This is a genomic window from Chryseobacterium binzhouense (assembly GCF_007474545.1).
GTDB lineage: Bacteria > Bacteroidota > Bacteroidia > Flavobacteriales > Weeksellaceae > Chryseobacterium > Chryseobacterium binzhouense.
The window spans coordinates 274,196-288,217 of the sequence record NZ_VKOG01000004.1 but is presented as its reverse complement, the minus strand read 5'-3'; the positions used below and the strand labels follow the sequence as shown (position 1 = coordinate 288,217).

Genomic DNA, 14,022 nt, shown 5'->3' with positions numbered 1-14,022 from the left:
CCTTACAGGTTTATTTTGTAAATTGTTGATATAGTTTCCTATTTTTGAACATTAAAAAATATTATGCAAAACTTACCTATTATTCTAAAACCGTCAAAAATTAAAACTATTATTCTTACAGTGATAAGTGCAGGCTTTGTTGGTCTAGGAATTTCATTGCTGGAAAAAAACATGCTGATCGGAATTCTGAACATTGTTTTCTTCGGAATCTGCTTGTTAATTTTCATCATTAACCTGATTCCTGATTCTGCCTACTTGAAAATTGATGAAAGAGGAATAGAGATGAAAAATTTATTCAGGGTGACCTTTATACCGTGGCAGGCTGTAAGCGGTTTTAGAACCAAAAGTATTTTCATTAATAAAATGGTGGTTTTTGATCTTGACCAAAAGCTTCTGGAATCTGTTAATATGAAATCGAAAACAGGAGCCTTTCCCGATACTTACGGAATGTCTGCAAAAAAACTTGCTGATCTGCTGAACGAATATAAATCAGAACTTGATGCTGAAAAGGATATAAAAATTCCGCATCAGTAAAGATGCGGAATTAATTTATTCTCTTTGTTGAACTATTATCTATACATAAACATGACAACTTGATCATCCACACCATCTCCATTTTCGTCATTCACATCATAAACAATTTGAAGCTCGTTTTGAGTAAGCTGTATGACATCGGTGGTGGTTCCGGCAACTGTTATCTTTTTTGTTGCAGGGTCATAAGTATAGCTTTCAGAAAAAAATCCGTCTTCTTCACATATGCCATCAGATTTTGTATAGAATATCTTTGAATTTAAAATTCCGTTGGATGTAAATTCGTAAGTGTTTTTTTTGTCGCAGTCATCTGGTAATTCTGTGTCTAATACAGCATTATTAGTTCCGTTGTAAATCACAATTTTACTTTCTTTCCATGTTCCTACGATTGATACAGCATTTTCGTTTTCATCGTCATTAGAGCATGACATAAGCGCAAAAACGCCTAAAGACATCATTAATATTTTTTTCATATTTGAATTTTTAACGCTGCGAATTTATCAATTTTTCCTTTGTTATGGAAATAAATAATACTGCGTAGACAAAAATCTACAGTTTATTTCAACTGATTTTTTACTTCTGTTGCAAACAATTCAATAGATTTTCTCATCACATTATCTTCCGGTGCACCTACGTCCATATGACCGATAAATCTTGTGATTCCGAAAATTTCTTTTATGTAATTTATTTTATCTGCAACTTCATCCGGATCTCCGATAAATAATGCTCCGTCTTCGCTTCTGCCGCTTTCATACTGCATTTTGTTATAAGGAGCCCAGCCTCTGGACTTTCCGATTCTGTCCATCTGAGATTTATAATTGTAAAAATAACCTTCAATAACTTTTTTATCATCACTTACAAAAGTATGCGAGTGAATGGCAATCTGCATTTCAGACTCAGCATGACCAGCTTTAAGGTATTCCTGTTTATAAAATTCAATTAAATTTTTAAACTGAATCGGCATTCCCCCAATAATTGCAACGACTAAAGGCATTCCCAGTTTGGCAGCACTCAAAACAGATTGTGGTGTTCCGCCAACGGCTCTCCAGATCGGAAGTTTTCCATTGTTTTTTGCTCTCGGATATACCGTTTGATTTTGCATCGGAGCCCGAAGTTCTCCCGACCATGAAACATTTTCTTCTGAATTTATTTTTAATAAAAGTTCCAGCTTTTCATCAAAAAGCTGCTCGTAATCATTCAGTGAGTAACCATACAAAGGAAATGATTCTATAAAACTCCCACGACCTACATAGATTTCTGCCCTGCCATCAGAAATTAAATCTAATGTTGCAAAATCTTCATATACTTTTACGGGTTCGGAAGAGCTTAAAACAGTGACTCCGCTTGCCAATTTAATGTTTTTGGTAACACTTGCTGCAGCTGCCAAAACCATTTCCGGTGAAGAAACGGCGTAGTCCGGGCGGTGATGTTCTCCCATTGCAAAAACATCAATTCCCACTTCATCCATTAGTTTCACCTGCTCAATGATTTCACGGATTTTGATGCCTGCATCTTTATATTTTCCGGTAGTTTGGTCAAAAGCTAAGTCGCCAAACATTCCTATTCCTAATTCCATATTGTTAATTTTAGATACAGCAAATTTAGATCAATGAAAATTCAAAAACATTGATGAATGGTAAGAACGGTGACTCTCCCTAAACAGCTATTTTTGATTTCCTAAAAGCCCAAAAAGGATTTTATCCCGGATTTCATCGGTGATTTCCGAAGTGCTTTCTGTATTTCTTTTAAACCAGAAATATGAATTGTTTAAAGTGTGAAGAATGAATCTCGTAGTGAAGGCAGGAGATTTCAGTTCCCAGTTTTCGGCTTTATAAATATCCGAAATCAGTTGTTCTACTTCCTGCTGGTAATTTTTCCTTAGAGAGACAAACTCGGGAAGTCTTTCTTCAAGATGTTTCCATTCGTTGGAGTAAATGTGGGTTACATCCCGGTTTTTTAAAACGATAGAAAGATGGTTGTCAATAAAAAGATTAAGCTTTTCGTGTGCGGAAACTTCAGTGTTTTTTACCTCTTTTAGCTTCTTGAAAAAATCATGAGCAACACCAAAACATATCCATTCCAGAATTTCTTCCTTTGAGCGGATATGCGCATATAGTGAAGCAGCCTTAATATTCAGTTTGGTTGCCAAATCTCTCATTGAACTTCCAACATAGCCTTTTTCTTTAAAAAGTTCTACAGCAACTTCGAGTATTTTGATCTGTTTTTCTTTTAACTCCATGATTTCAATGCAAAAATATATATTCTTTAGCTAAAAGTCTCCTTTTTAATATTGATTTTGTTCGTTGTAATTTTTAGTTATCCCAACTGATATGAATAAGAACATTAAAAGTTGAGAGTTTCCCGTAAAAAATATAATTTAAAAACTGATTTCGGAAATTTTGTCTTAAAACACAGTTCCTTAATTGTAATATTCGGAAATTTTGTCTTTTATTTTTGGAAAATTAATAATAGAATGCTTTTTGTGATAATCGTTTCAGAATAAATGATTGATAAGCATTAAGAAGATGAAGATGACAACGTACAAACTGAGACTGATTTATTTTCTTAATGCTTTTTTTGAAACAAATATCATCTTTTTAACAGTGAGAATTGAACAGAATTTGATGCATATTTTAAAATCATTTGTCATTAGTTAAACATCAATTATAAACAATATGAATTTAAATCAATATACCGTAAAATCACAGGAAGCCATCCAGGCTGCACAACAAGTAGCAATGGAATTTGGCAACCAACAGATCGAACCTCAACATTTACTGGAAGGAATTTTCCAGGTAGATGAAAATATTTCGCCTTTTTTGTTGAAAAAATCCGAAGCAGATGCGGCTTTAGTTAGAGAACGCAACCGTGAGAATTTAGAAAAACTTCCGAAAGTACAGGGTGGTAATATTTACATTTCACAATCAGCGAATAAAGTTTTGCTTGATGCACCCAATATCGCTAAAAAAATGGGCGATGAATATGTAACGATTGAGCATTTATGGCTTTCGTTGTTGGAAACAAATTCCGAAGTTTCGAAAATGCTGAAAGATATGGGCGTGACCAAAAGTCTTTTGGAAGGGGGAATTAAAGAATTAAGAAAAGGCTCGAAAGCAACTTCTGCAAGTTCAGAAGAAACGTATCAGTCTTTAAATAAATACGCTAAAAACTTCAACGAATTAGCGGCGGAAGGAAAACTGGATCCTGTAATCGGGCGTGATGAAGAAATCCGAAGAGTGTTGCAGATTCTTTCCAGAAGAACGAAAAACAACCCGATTCTGATTGGTGAACCCGGTGTTGGTAAAACCGCCATTGCAGAAGGAATCGCCCACAGAATTATCAGCGGTGACGTTCCTGAAAATCTGATGGATAAAACATTATATTCTCTGGATATGGGTGCTTTGATTGCCGGTGCAAAATACAAAGGTGAGTTTGAAGAGCGTCTGAAATCTGTTGTCAATGAAGTTATTAAATCGGAAGGACAGATTATTCTTTTCATTGACGAAATCCACACTTTGGTAGGAGCCGGAGGCGGTGAAGGAGCAATGGATGCCGCAAACATTTTGAAACCAGCTTTAGCGAGAGGAGAATTAAGAGCCATCGGCGCAACGACTTTGAATGAATATCAGAAATATTTTGAAAAAGATAAAGCTTTAGAAAGACGTTTCCAGAAGGTAATGGTGGAAGAACCGGATACAGAATCGGCAATTTCTATTCTTCGTGGAATTAAAGATAAATATGAAGCGCACCACAAAGTAAGAATCAAAGATGAGGCGATTATTGCGGCGGTGGAAATGTCTCAACGATATATTTCAGACCGATTTTTACCGGATAAAGCGATTGATTTAATTGATGAAGCTTCAGCAAAATTGAGAATGGAAATCAATTCAAAACCTGAAGAACTGGACGTTTTAGACAGAAAATTAATGCAGATGGAAATTGAACTGGCTGCAATTTCAAGAGAAGGGAACCAGACAAAAATCGATCATTTAAAAGAAGATATTGCGAAAATTTCTGAACAGAGAAATGAAATCAACGCCAAATGGCTGAAAGAAAAGCAAAAATCTGAAGATTTAACGCAGATTAAAAAAGATATAGAATCTCTGAAACTGGAGGCAGAAAGAGCTTCAAGAGCAGGAGATTACGCCAAAGTAGCGGAAATACAATACGGAAAACTGCGTGAGAAAGAGGAAGAGTTGAAAAAGCTTGAAATCGAAATGCAAAACCATCAGAATGAATTGATTAAAGAAGAAGTAACTTCTGAAAATATCTCTGAAGTGATTGCTAAATGGACCGGAATTCCTGTAACGAAACTTCTTCAGTCTGAAAGAGAAAAGTTATTGAATCTGGAGACCGAACTTCATCACAGAGTAGTTGGACAGGACGAAGCAATTACAGCCGTTGCTGATGCGATCCGAAGAAACAGAGCGGGATTGAGTGATGATAAGAAACCAATCGGGTCATTCTTATTCTTAGGAACAACGGGAGTTGGAAAAACTGAGCTGGCAAAAGCTTTAGCGGAGTTTTTATTTGATGATGAAAATAATATGACGCGAATTGATATGAGCGAATATCAGGAACGTCATTCCGTTTCCAGATTAGTTGGTGCTCCTCCGGGATATGTGGGTTATGATGAAGGCGGGCAATTGACGGAAGCTGTAAGAAGAAGACCTTATTCCGTCGTACTGTTAGATGAAATTGAGAAAGCGCATCCTGATGTTTTCAACACGTTGTTGCAGGTTTTGGATGACGGAAGATTGACGGATAACAAAGGTAGAGTTGTAAATTTCAAAAATTCGATTATCATTATGACTTCGAATTTGGGTTCTCATATCATTCAGGAGAATTTTGAGAATATCACCGAAGAAAATCAGGATGAGATTGTTGACAAAACTAAAATTGAAGTTTTTGATTTACTGAAACAAACTTTACGTCCGGAATTCTTAAACAGAATTGATGAGGTTGTACTGTTCCAGCCATTGAGAAAAAAGGAAATCGGAAAAATCGTTACCTATCAGCTGAGAGGATTTAATGATATGCTTTCGAAAAGAAATATCATTATGACGGCAACACAGGATGCAGTAGATTACCTGATGAATAGAGGATATGATCCTGCGTTCGGGGCAAGACCGTTGAAAAGAGTAATTCAGCAGGAAGTTTTAAACAGATTATCAAGAGAAATTCTAGCCGGAAAAGTGAACGATGGCGACAGAATCACTCTGGATTATTTTGATGAAACAGGTTTGGTTTTCAGACCGACAGATTTATAAGTAGTTTTTTTTTCATATATATTATTTTTATGATAAGTGCTGTAGAGTAATCTGCGGCACTTATTTTTTTGTCGAAGTACGATAAAATCAGGGAATTTTAACGAGTTAAAAAGCAATATATCCTATTTTTTCATTAATTTGCGTTGACATTTTTAAAACAAAATAATATGGAAAACAACGCTGAAACAAAAGTAAAGAAAGGACTTGGAGAACCTAATGTTATCCCTACGGAAGTAATACAAAGCCAGGTAGATAATTACCGTAATAATCAGCTTATGGCGATTAATGAATGTATGGGAATGGAGGATGCTAATGCTATTTGGTTTGATATGGTAACATTAAAAAAGTTTATTGCAGATATTGAGAAAGAAGCTTATGAAGTAGATCCTGAAGTAAGAACCGAAGATTTGGGAATTCGTTTTTACTATGCAGCTTATCCTGAAGACCCGCAAGAGCCTATTCCTGCTGATTATGCAAAAAGGCATACCCTTATCATGGTTCCTACAAAAAAGAAGGATGATCTTAATTATGATTTTAATCCTTATGAAGACAGTTCTCATGCGTTGGCTGTAACTCTTGAAGTTTCAGGCAGAGCGGTTGCTCAGAATCACGGAGCGCTTATTCCGCCGGGAAATTCAATTGTAGAGTCGTATTAATGTCTGAGATACATTTGTTGCTGCAGAATGTGATGATTGTTTCAGAAGGTTTGGCAGCATTCATTGCTGTTGTCATGACTTTCATTAGAAAAAGTAAAAGTCTGTACAGCTATTTTGCGGGATATCTGGTGTTTATTTTTTGTTGTGAAGCCTTTGGGAAATATGGCGTAAAATACAGTCCGTTTCCTATGCATCTATTTTTCAACTATTTTGTAATACCATTAGAATTTATATTTTTCTTTTGGCTGTATGCTTATGTCTCTTTAAAGAAAAAAGTATTGTTCTGGATTTTTACAGCTGTTTTTTTATTAGCCTATATACCCAATGAGCTTTATTTTTTAAAAAACAAATATATTTTCTCTTTCAATTATACATTTGGAAGCGTTTTGTTGATGTTTTTGGTAGTCCTGGAATATTATAAACAAGTCAATTCGGATCGTATTCTGGAATTTGCTAAAAATCCTATGTTTTATACCAATCTCGGAGTAACTTTATTTTATATCGGGACACTGCCTTACTGGACGTTTTATCTTCAGATTCACGAGCACAAACAAATCTGGGGCATATATACTTTGTATTTTCAGGCTTCGGCGGTTATTATGTATCTTATGTTTGCAAGTTCTTTTATATGGGGGAAACAGAATTATTCTTAACGATTATTTTATTCAACATTTTCTTTGTATTTTTTATTGTCGCCGTAATGGTTTATATAAAAAAATACAAACAAAGAAAGGCAGAATATCTTACTGAAATTCAGATAAAAAATGAAATTCATCAAAGAGAGCTTCTTGCTACGCAGGTTGAAATACAAAAGGCAACCATGCAACAGATCGGGAGGGAGCTGCACGATAATATTGGTCAGAAGCTTGTTTTAGCAAGTCTTTATACGCAACAGCTTCTTTATGAAAACAGAGCGCCCGAAGAAAGCGAACGGATAGATCAGGTTTCACAGATCCTCAATCAGTCGCTTCAGGATTTAAGAAGTCTTTCTAAAACGCTTACAGATGATAATATTACAAAAAAAGACATTAAAACCTTAATTCAGGAAGAGGTAAGCAATGCCAACTCACTGCAGAAATGTACTATTCATTTTGAAAGTAATATTGATCTTTTAGATTTAGACTTTGTTCATAAAAATGTTTTGCTAAGAATTACTCAGGAATTTATACAAAACAGCATAAAACATGCTCAATGCAGCAATATTTTCATTAAATTAGAGACAACAGACGAAGAGGGATGGAAGCTGGCGATTCGGGATGATGGAGTAGGATTTGATACTCAGAACACACTTTCCAACGGAATTGGTCTTACCAATATGAGAAACCGGGCATCTATTATTGATGCAGAATTTACACTTCACAGTCGGGAAAATGAAGGAACTTTTGTTGAAATAAAACAGATAAAGCCATGAAGAAAACCATTATAATTGTTGATGACCATTTACTGATAGCCAAAGCTCTTGAAAGTATTATTAATAATTTTCCCGGTTTTACAGTGAAAGGCGTTGCAGAAAACGGAAAAGCACTTATCGAAAAACTTCAGGCTACTGAGGAAAAGCCGGATATTATACTCTTAGACATCAGTATGCCGATTATGGATGGATTTGAAACTGCTCAGTGGCTTCGCAAAAATCTTCCGGACATCAAGGTTATGGCTCTCAGTATGCAGGGCGATGACCAAAGTGTTATCAAGATGATTAAATACGGAGCAAAAGGCTATATGCTGAAAAACACGCATCCCAAAGATCTGGAACATGCATTATCAAAGCTTTCATCTGAAGGTACTTTTTATCCTGAATGGGCAGAGAAAATCATTTTTTCCACCCTTAATGGTAATAAAAATGATAAAGAACTGAAAATTTCCGACAGAGAAAAAGAGTTTCTTTCTTATACGGCAACCGAACTCAGTTATAAAGAGATTGCTGAAAAAATGTTCTGCAGTCCGCGAACTGTGGAAAGTTACCGCGATCAGCTTTGTGAAAAACTAGGGTTGAAAACAAGAGTCGGACTGGCAGTTTTTGCTTTAAAAAATGGCTTTGCTGAATCTTAATCAATCAACTTATTCTGTCACTAAGATTAGTATTTTTAATAAAAAAAGGAGTTTTTGTACTCCTTTTTTTTGTTTATTATTCTGAAAAATTTTTCAGCTTATTTTATATTGACCAATTCCACATCAAAGATGATGGTAGAACCTGCCGGAATTGCTGCTCCGGCTCCGTTGTCTCCGTAAGCTAAATCTGAAGGGATGTAAAATCTGTATTTAGATCCTTTACTCATGAGTTGGATACCTTCCGTCCATCCTTTTATGACTGCACCAAGATTGATATCCATTGGGGCGCCACCATTTTTATCGGTAGAATCGAAAACAGTTCCATCAAGCAGTTTTCCGGTATATTTTACCTGTACAATATCTGATGCTTTAGGTTTGGTTGTACCATCTCCTTCCTGTAATATTTCGTATTGTAAACCGGATGCGGTAGTCTTCACTTTAGGATTGCTTTTATTTTTGGCAAGAAACTCCTGACCCTTTTTCTTGTTTTCCCCTGCCTGTGCTAATGCTTCAGAATGTTTCTTTTCACTTTGCTTCTGCATAAATTCCTGCATAAAGGTATTCATCTCTTCGGCAGGCATCAGTTTTTCTTTGCCTTCCATTTCTTCTTTGATAGCCTGTGCCAAAAGATCTGCATCTACTTTGAAGCCCTCCTGCTTCATATTTTGTGCAATATTAAGACCGATATAGTAAGAAGCTTTTTGGTCATCCGTATACTTGCTGTCTCCTTGTGTGCCATCTTTCTTATCACACGAAACACTTAATGCTGCTATGCAGAATAATGCAGTAATCTGTTTTTTCATTTAAATTTATTATTGATCAGTAAATTATTTTAATCGCTGCAAATCTATCATTAATTATAGAAATTCTTATTGCAAAATAATTTTTTTACCACAATTTTCAATTGATCATCTGATAGTTGATTTGATTAATTTATGATTAAAACTGCAGATCAACCAAAACAGGAAAATGATCAGAAGGATACAGAAGATTTTCTCTTCGGTCATTAATGTGCCTGTGAGATTTTATTGTAAAGCCTTTTACAAAAATATAATCAATTCTGTTTTGGGGAATTTCATTGATATTGAATCCGGTAAAAGTTCCTACAGGACCATAATGTTTAGTTTCTGATTTATAAAAAGTATCGTCTAAATTTCTTGAAAGTATTTGTACAGGCTCAGTTTCTTCAGTTAAATTAAAATCCCCGCTCAGAATGACTGGAAGATTTTTAGGATTCATTTCTTTTGCTTTTTTCAGAATCAGATCCGCAGACTTCACTCTCGCCACATTTCCTACATGGTCAAAATGAATATTCATTGCTAAAAATTCTTTTTTCGATTTTTTATCTTTAAAAAAAGCATAGGTGCAAATTCTGTTGTAAGCAGCATCCCATCCTTTAGACGGTTTCTCCGGTGTTTCAGAAAGCCAGAAAGTTCCGGATTTTAAAACCTGAAGTTTCTCCTTATCATAAAACAAGGCAGAAAACTCACCTTTTTCTTTTCCGTCATCTCTTCCTACGCCTACGTATTCGTAGTTTTGCATTCCGTTTTTAATGTCTTTCATTTGTTCCGGAAGAGCTTCCTGTACGCCAAAATAATCTGGCTGATAATAATTCAGCAGATCAATGGCATCCTGTTTTCTGTTAGTCCAGGAATTTTCTTTATCAGAATCAAGATTCAGCCGGATATTAAATGACATGACTTTTAAATTTTGCGAAAACATAAATGAAAAAAATAGCAGAAGTAGAGTAGTTAACCTGAAATTCATTTTTGGTGTTGTATTAAATTTAAACAAAAATAAAGTTTCTCAACGAGAGAGAAACTTTTTTGATGTAATTAAATGGTTAAATCATTCCGATCTTCTTCAATACTTATACAGAATTTTTTGAAATCTTTTGGATTTAGTTTTTTATCACTTTGTATTTTAAACACTTGCAGGACTTTATAGTAATCAAGAATTTTTATTTTTTTAAGATTTAAAAATTCCCTGAATTCTTCGGAGTCAACATCGCTTTTCAAAACGGCGAGATAAGTTTTCATGCTTAGATGATTTGGATTAAACCGCTTCCTATATCCCTGTATTTCAATCCTTCAATAGGTTTTGCCTGAGTTTCAATCAGTTTCCATATCTCTTTCGCTGTTTTTTCCGGAAACTGTTCCATCAGTAGGGCTGCAAGACCTGAAACATGAGGTGTTGCCATGCTGGTTCCGCTTAACGGCGCATAATAGTTTTTATTTTTAATATTTTTGGAGTAACTGCTGAAAATATCCACTCCTGGAGCGCAGACATCAATGTTTCCGCCTTCCAAAGGATTGATGCCCGCATTTGAAAACCTTGCAATTTTCATTTGTCCGTCAATCGCTGCAACTGCCATAATAGAAGGCGAATTTGCCGGTGCAGAAACCGGTTTTGGAAGAGAAGGTCTGCTGCTGTCATTTCCCGCTGCCGCAATGATGAGACAGTTGTTTTCCAAAGCTCTGTTTCCTACTGTTTCAAAAAGTACGGACGGTTTTTCGTTGATGCCGACCGGAGCAGCAAGTGAAAGTGAAAGTATTCTGAATTTTTTTGTAATAGCCCAGTCGATGGCATCAATCACGCTGCTTGTTGTTCCTTTTCCCTGATTTGAAAGTACTTTGGCAACTTTCAGATTACAGTCTTTTGCGATCCCGTAGCGTTTTCCGGTATCAGAGCGTAAATTTCCGGCAGCAATTCCTGCGCAGTGAGTTCCGTGACCATTCGGATCAGAATTCCAGTCTTCGCCTTCAATGAAAGATTTTCCTTCAACGGTTCTTGCTGAAAAGTCAGGATGGGTCATTTCAAGTCCGGTATCCAGAATGCAGATATCAATTCCTTTTCCGGTAAATGATGTTCTGTCAATTCCAATTGCTTTAAGTCCCCATTCCAGTTCAATTAAGTTTTTTGGAGGAATCGGTTTGTTGTTGATGAAGTTTTCCAGTTCACTGATTTTATCGGAAAGCTCAGCCGATTTTTTCTTGAGTTCGGCAATAATTTTCATTTCATCTGCCTGAAAAAAATCTCTTTCTTTCTCAAAGTACATGATAGGATTAGATTCGTTTTTCACGGCTTTTTTCAGCTGGTCTTCATCCATATTTTCTACTACCATTACTCCGAGATTTTTGTATAAAACTCCGTTGTCCTCATCAATCACTTCATAAGAGCGGTTGTCTTTCGACAGAAACTCTGATGAGGTAATGCTTACTTCCAGTTCTTTTTCCACTTTTTTGATGGAACTTTTCGCCTGATCCTTCAAAAGGACGATGTATCTTTCGTTTTCCATGGCTGATGTATGTTTATGTGATCTTGGTTAGTATTTTTTCAATAATGAGATAAATGTCTTCTGATAAAAGGCTCAGTCTCAGTTTTTTGTTGATTCCTGCAATAGATGTATTCTGTAAAAGCAGCTGTTCCCAAAACTGACCTATTTTTATAACAGAATTCAGCTCTTTAATTGTAGCATCATCCAGAATATTGTTTTGATAAAGAGAAATCATCAAGCCTGAAAGTAATTCTTCCGATTCATCAAGTTTTTTCTGTTCTTTTGCGAGCAGCTCAGTAAGAAACCCGTGAATCATTTCAATTCCGTTAAAAGAAAAACCGTACAACAAATTTCGTTTTCCGGAGCTGATATTTTCAAGTTTCACTGGATTAAAGCCACGTTTTACTGTTTCAATCATGCTCATTATTTTCAGAACTTCAGATTCGCGAGTCGTATTTCCTTTGGCTTTAAAATAATCAAGCAATTGATGAAGAAAAGTATCAAACTGGCTGTCAAAATCAAAGGATTTCGCAAGATATACTTCCTGAATTTTATTAAGTTGATCCAGATGAAACTCCAAAGTCTGCGTTGTATGATGAATCAGTTCCTGCATTACTCAAATGTTATTTGTTCTACTTCTTTACCGTCTTTATCTTTGTAAGACACGATGCGGATTCCTTCCGCTTCCATCGAAACCTGAAGATTTATAAATAATTTGTCTTTATCTTCTGCGGATGTTGTGTTGGGATCAATATAGATATTATTCAGTTTGGAGTTCACAAGCTTATATTTATTCAGTAACACACTAGAGAAGATTTCCTTTAGCTCGTTGACTTCTGTATCTGAACTTCCGTCCTGTGGCCGGAAAATTCCAGTATTTAAAGTTTTTATCTGTGATTTTAAATCTAATTTCACCACCTCTGTTGTGGGAAGCTTTCCAAACTTCTGATCGGTAGACTCCAGTTTTTTAAATATTGATTTAAAGTCTTCAGTCTGAATCTGCTTTTTAGAAATTTCTGTGATATTAAGCCTTTTTTCTCTGTTGACGAGACGGATTCTTTCATTTACTTCACCAATCAGCTGATCTTCATTTATTTTAAAATTATACTTTTCATCTGCATCAATATCAGTAATTTTTAGAGGGATTTCCATTTTTACGCTGGGTAAAGCATATCTCGGAGCTGTAAAATATTTCAGATATTCATGTTTGGCGTATTCTTTTGCGATGGCAATAGCGTTTTCGTCTGCTCTTTTACGAGCCTGAATTATCTCATTGTTGAGATAATCCAGGTAATCTGATAATTTTATCATAGTCGTAAAATTTAAAATTTACTGAGCGAGCAAACCTAAAACTTTTTCCAGTCCTGCAGGCATTTCATCGTTGGTTGCCCGTACTTTTACTCCTAAAGAATATTCTTTTTCCACTTTAATTCCTGTGCTTGAAGAACGTTTGTAAGAAACATTTACACTGAATTTTACCGGACCCCATCCTCCCGAAGCACCTGCATCAATCCCAAAATTGCTGCTTACATCTTTGGTGTATGTAGAATTGAGCTTCACATTAAAATCTACTTCACAGGATTCTATTCTGAAGCACGGAACATTCAGTAACGCAATAAACGGAACCGAAAGTTCAACATCCTGCTGAATTGTTTTTGGATTAGAATTGCTTTCAGGTTTTGTGTCATCAAAATCAGGGTTAGGCACATTTTTTTTGTATTTAAAATCTGCCATTCTCAGTTTCTTAGGACTATTGGGATTGTTGGGATCAGTAGCTTCAAAACCAACCTCATTAATAAAACTTACTGTAGAAACTGAAGCATTGGATTGTGCTTTCACACAAGCATCAAGCGGACCTCCGATTACGGTAGCAAAGTCTATACTCCCCAGTTCGGCAGCAAAATCTGCATTGGAGGCATCAGAAGTTCTGAAAATTTCATCATCTGCAGCCATTCTCATAGAAATCATTTTTAAGACTTGTGATGATGCGCTGGCTAAAGATTTTTCCCATTTTTCGTCATAAGCAGATTTGAACTGATCAATGATCGAAAGAATTTCTTTTGTTGAAAGATCTTTCAGTTCAGAGATTTCCACTCCTGAAATTTTATCATACACATTCGGAGAAATTATTTGCTGTACTCCGGATAAAAGTTCAATTAATTCGTTTTTTGATTTTTTGGTGTGATTGGCTTCCAGCACCGATTTCAATGTTTCCATTTTGATTTTGTTTTGGTTAATA

At 35.6% G+C, this 14,022-nt stretch carries 16 protein-coding genes; 6 read left to right on the top strand and 10 right to left on the bottom strand.

All coding sequences use genetic code 11. The features are described 5' to 3' along the window. Nucleotides 1-63 precede the first annotated feature (63 nt). Nucleotides 64-534, top strand: a complete 471-nt coding sequence (locus FNE73_RS12120) for a PH domain-containing protein (protein WP_143884863.1) — start codon at nt 64-66, stop codon at nt 532-534. Between the two features lie 35 nt (nt 535-569). Here the strand turns inward: FNE73_RS12120 and FNE73_RS12115 are convergent, their stop codons facing one another. The 3 genes from FNE73_RS12115 to FNE73_RS12105 form a co-directional block, all read right to left on the bottom strand. Continuing rightward, complete coding sequence (locus FNE73_RS12115) at nt 570-1,004, bottom strand: lipocalin-like domain-containing protein (RefSeq protein WP_143884862.1); 435 nt, start codon at nt 1,002-1,004, stop codon at nt 570-572. Between the two features lie 83 nt (nt 1,005-1,087). Continuing rightward, nucleotides 1,088-2,107, bottom strand: coding sequence for an LLM class flavin-dependent oxidoreductase (locus FNE73_RS12110; protein WP_143884861.1), 1,020 nt, complete (start codon nt 2,105-2,107; stop codon nt 1,088-1,090). A gap of 87 nt (nt 2,108-2,194) precedes the next feature. After that, nucleotides 2,195-2,770, bottom strand: a complete 576-nt coding sequence (locus tag FNE73_RS12105) for a TetR/AcrR family transcriptional regulator (RefSeq protein ID WP_143884860.1) — start codon at nt 2,768-2,770, stop codon at nt 2,195-2,197. 436 nt (nt 2,771-3,206) lie between these two features. Here FNE73_RS12105 and clpB point away from each other — a divergent pair, with 436 nt between their 5' ends. The 5 genes from clpB (at nt 3,207) to FNE73_RS12080 (ending at nt 8,506) form a co-directional block, all read left to right on the top strand. Then, a complete protein-coding gene (clpB, locus tag FNE73_RS12100; RefSeq protein WP_143884859.1) occupies nt 3,207-5,801 on the top strand; it encodes an ATP-dependent chaperone ClpB in 2,595 nt (864 codons plus the stop codon). A 167-nt stretch (nt 5,802-5,968) separates the two neighbouring features. Continuing rightward, nucleotides 5,969-6,457 (top strand): hypothetical protein, encoded by a 489-nt coding sequence (locus FNE73_RS12095; RefSeq protein WP_143884858.1) that lies wholly within the window; start codon nt 5,969-5,971, stop codon nt 6,455-6,457. Continuing rightward, nucleotides 6,457-7,110, top strand: coding sequence for a hypothetical protein (locus FNE73_RS12090; protein ID WP_143884857.1), 654 nt, complete (start codon nt 6,457-6,459; stop codon nt 7,108-7,110). The genes FNE73_RS12095 and FNE73_RS12090 overlap by 1 nt, the downstream gene beginning before the upstream one ends. Beyond that, on the top strand, nt 7,086-7,868 hold the full coding sequence (locus FNE73_RS12085; RefSeq protein ID WP_143884856.1) for a sensor histidine kinase: 783 nt from the start codon (nt 7,086-7,088) through the stop codon (nt 7,866-7,868). Before FNE73_RS12090 ends, FNE73_RS12085 begins: the two co-directional genes overlap by 25 nt. Next, nucleotides 7,865-8,506, top strand: a complete 642-nt coding sequence (locus FNE73_RS12080) for a response regulator transcription factor (protein ID WP_143884855.1) — start codon at nt 7,865-7,867, stop codon at nt 8,504-8,506. The genes FNE73_RS12085 and FNE73_RS12080 overlap by 4 nt, the downstream gene beginning before the upstream one ends. Before the next feature lie 98 nt (nt 8,507-8,604). Here FNE73_RS12080 and FNE73_RS12075 read toward each other — a convergent pair whose 3' ends face one another. From FNE73_RS12075 to FNE73_RS12045, 7 genes are all read right to left on the bottom strand, one after another. After that, the gene (locus tag FNE73_RS12075) at nt 8,605-9,309 is read right to left on the bottom strand and encodes an FKBP-type peptidyl-prolyl cis-trans isomerase (RefSeq protein ID WP_143884854.1); all 705 of its coding nucleotides are present in this window, start codon (nt 9,307-9,309) and stop codon (nt 8,605-8,607) included. Nucleotides 9,310-9,445: 136 nt separating this feature from the next. After that, nucleotides 9,446-10,273, bottom strand: a complete 828-nt coding sequence (locus tag FNE73_RS12070; RefSeq protein WP_143884853.1) for an endonuclease/exonuclease/phosphatase family protein — start codon at nt 10,271-10,273, stop codon at nt 9,446-9,448. 68 nt (nt 10,274-10,341) lie between these two features. Next, nucleotides 10,342-10,545, bottom strand: coding sequence for a hypothetical protein (locus FNE73_RS12065; RefSeq protein WP_143884852.1), 204 nt, complete (start codon nt 10,543-10,545; stop codon nt 10,342-10,344). 2 nt (nt 10,546-10,547) lie between these two features. After that, a complete protein-coding gene (locus FNE73_RS12060; RefSeq protein WP_143884851.1) occupies nt 10,548-11,804 on the bottom strand; it encodes a S8 family peptidase in 1,257 nt (418 codons plus the stop codon). A gap of 13 nt (nt 11,805-11,817) precedes the next feature. After that, nucleotides 11,818-12,396: a hypothetical protein gene (locus tag FNE73_RS12055; protein WP_143884850.1), complete on the bottom strand. Its 579-nt coding sequence runs from the start codon at nt 12,394-12,396 to the stop codon at nt 11,818-11,820. Next, on the bottom strand, nt 12,396-13,094 hold the full coding sequence (locus tag FNE73_RS12050) for a hypothetical protein (RefSeq protein ID WP_143884849.1): 699 nt from the start codon (nt 13,092-13,094) through the stop codon (nt 12,396-12,398). The genes FNE73_RS12055 and FNE73_RS12050 overlap by 1 nt, the downstream gene beginning before the upstream one ends. A gap of 18 nt (nt 13,095-13,112) precedes the next feature. Continuing rightward, entirely contained in the window at nt 13,113-14,000 is an 888-nt protein-coding gene (locus FNE73_RS12045; RefSeq protein ID WP_143884848.1) for a DUF2589 domain-containing protein, read from the bottom strand. Nucleotides 14,001-14,022 lie beyond the last annotated feature (22 nt).

Bases quoted from the DNA above. Each gene is read 5' to 3' on its own strand.
- FNE73_RS12120 (WP_143884863.1), top strand. From the start codon at position 64: ATGCAAAACTTACCTATTATTCTAAAACCGTCAAAAATTAAAACTATT.
- FNE73_RS12115 (WP_143884862.1), bottom strand. From the start codon at position 1,004: ATGAAAAAAATATTAATGATGTCTTTAGGCGTTTTTGCGCTTATGTCA.
- FNE73_RS12110 (WP_143884861.1), bottom strand. From the start codon at position 2,107: ATGGAATTAGGAATAGGAATGTTTGGCGACTTAGCTTTTGACCAAACT.
- FNE73_RS12105 (WP_143884860.1), bottom strand. From the start codon at position 2,770: ATGGAGTTAAAAGAAAAACAGATCAAAATACTCGAAGTTGCTGTAGAA.
- clpB (WP_143884859.1), top strand. From the start codon at position 3,207: ATGAATTTAAATCAATATACCGTAAAATCACAGGAAGCCATCCAGGCT.
- FNE73_RS12095 (WP_143884858.1), top strand. From the start codon at position 5,969: ATGGAAAACAACGCTGAAACAAAAGTAAAGAAAGGACTTGGAGAACCT.
- FNE73_RS12090 (WP_143884857.1), top strand. From the start codon at position 6,457: ATGTCTGAGATACATTTGTTGCTGCAGAATGTGATGATTGTTTCAGAA.
- FNE73_RS12085 (WP_143884856.1), top strand. From the start codon at position 7,086: ATGGGGGAAACAGAATTATTCTTAACGATTATTTTATTCAACATTTTC.
- FNE73_RS12080 (WP_143884855.1), top strand. From the start codon at position 7,865: ATGAAGAAAACCATTATAATTGTTGATGACCATTTACTGATAGCCAAA.
- FNE73_RS12075 (WP_143884854.1), bottom strand. From the start codon at position 9,309: ATGAAAAAACAGATTACTGCATTATTCTGCATAGCAGCATTAAGTGTT.
- FNE73_RS12070 (WP_143884853.1), bottom strand. From the start codon at position 10,273: ATGAATTTCAGGTTAACTACTCTACTTCTGCTATTTTTTTCATTTATG.
- FNE73_RS12065 (WP_143884852.1), bottom strand. From the start codon at position 10,545: ATGAAAACTTATCTCGCCGTTTTGAAAAGCGATGTTGACTCCGAAGAA.
- FNE73_RS12060 (WP_143884851.1), bottom strand. From the start codon at position 11,804: ATGGAAAACGAAAGATACATCGTCCTTTTGAAGGATCAGGCGAAAAGT.
- FNE73_RS12055 (WP_143884850.1), bottom strand. From the start codon at position 12,396: ATGCAGGAACTGATTCATCATACAACGCAGACTTTGGAGTTTCATCTG.
- FNE73_RS12050 (WP_143884849.1), bottom strand. From the start codon at position 13,094: ATGATAAAATTATCAGATTACCTGGATTATCTCAACAATGAGATAATT.
- FNE73_RS12045 (WP_143884848.1), bottom strand. From the start codon at position 14,000: ATGGAAACATTGAAATCGGTGCTGGAAGCCAATCACACCAAAAAATCA.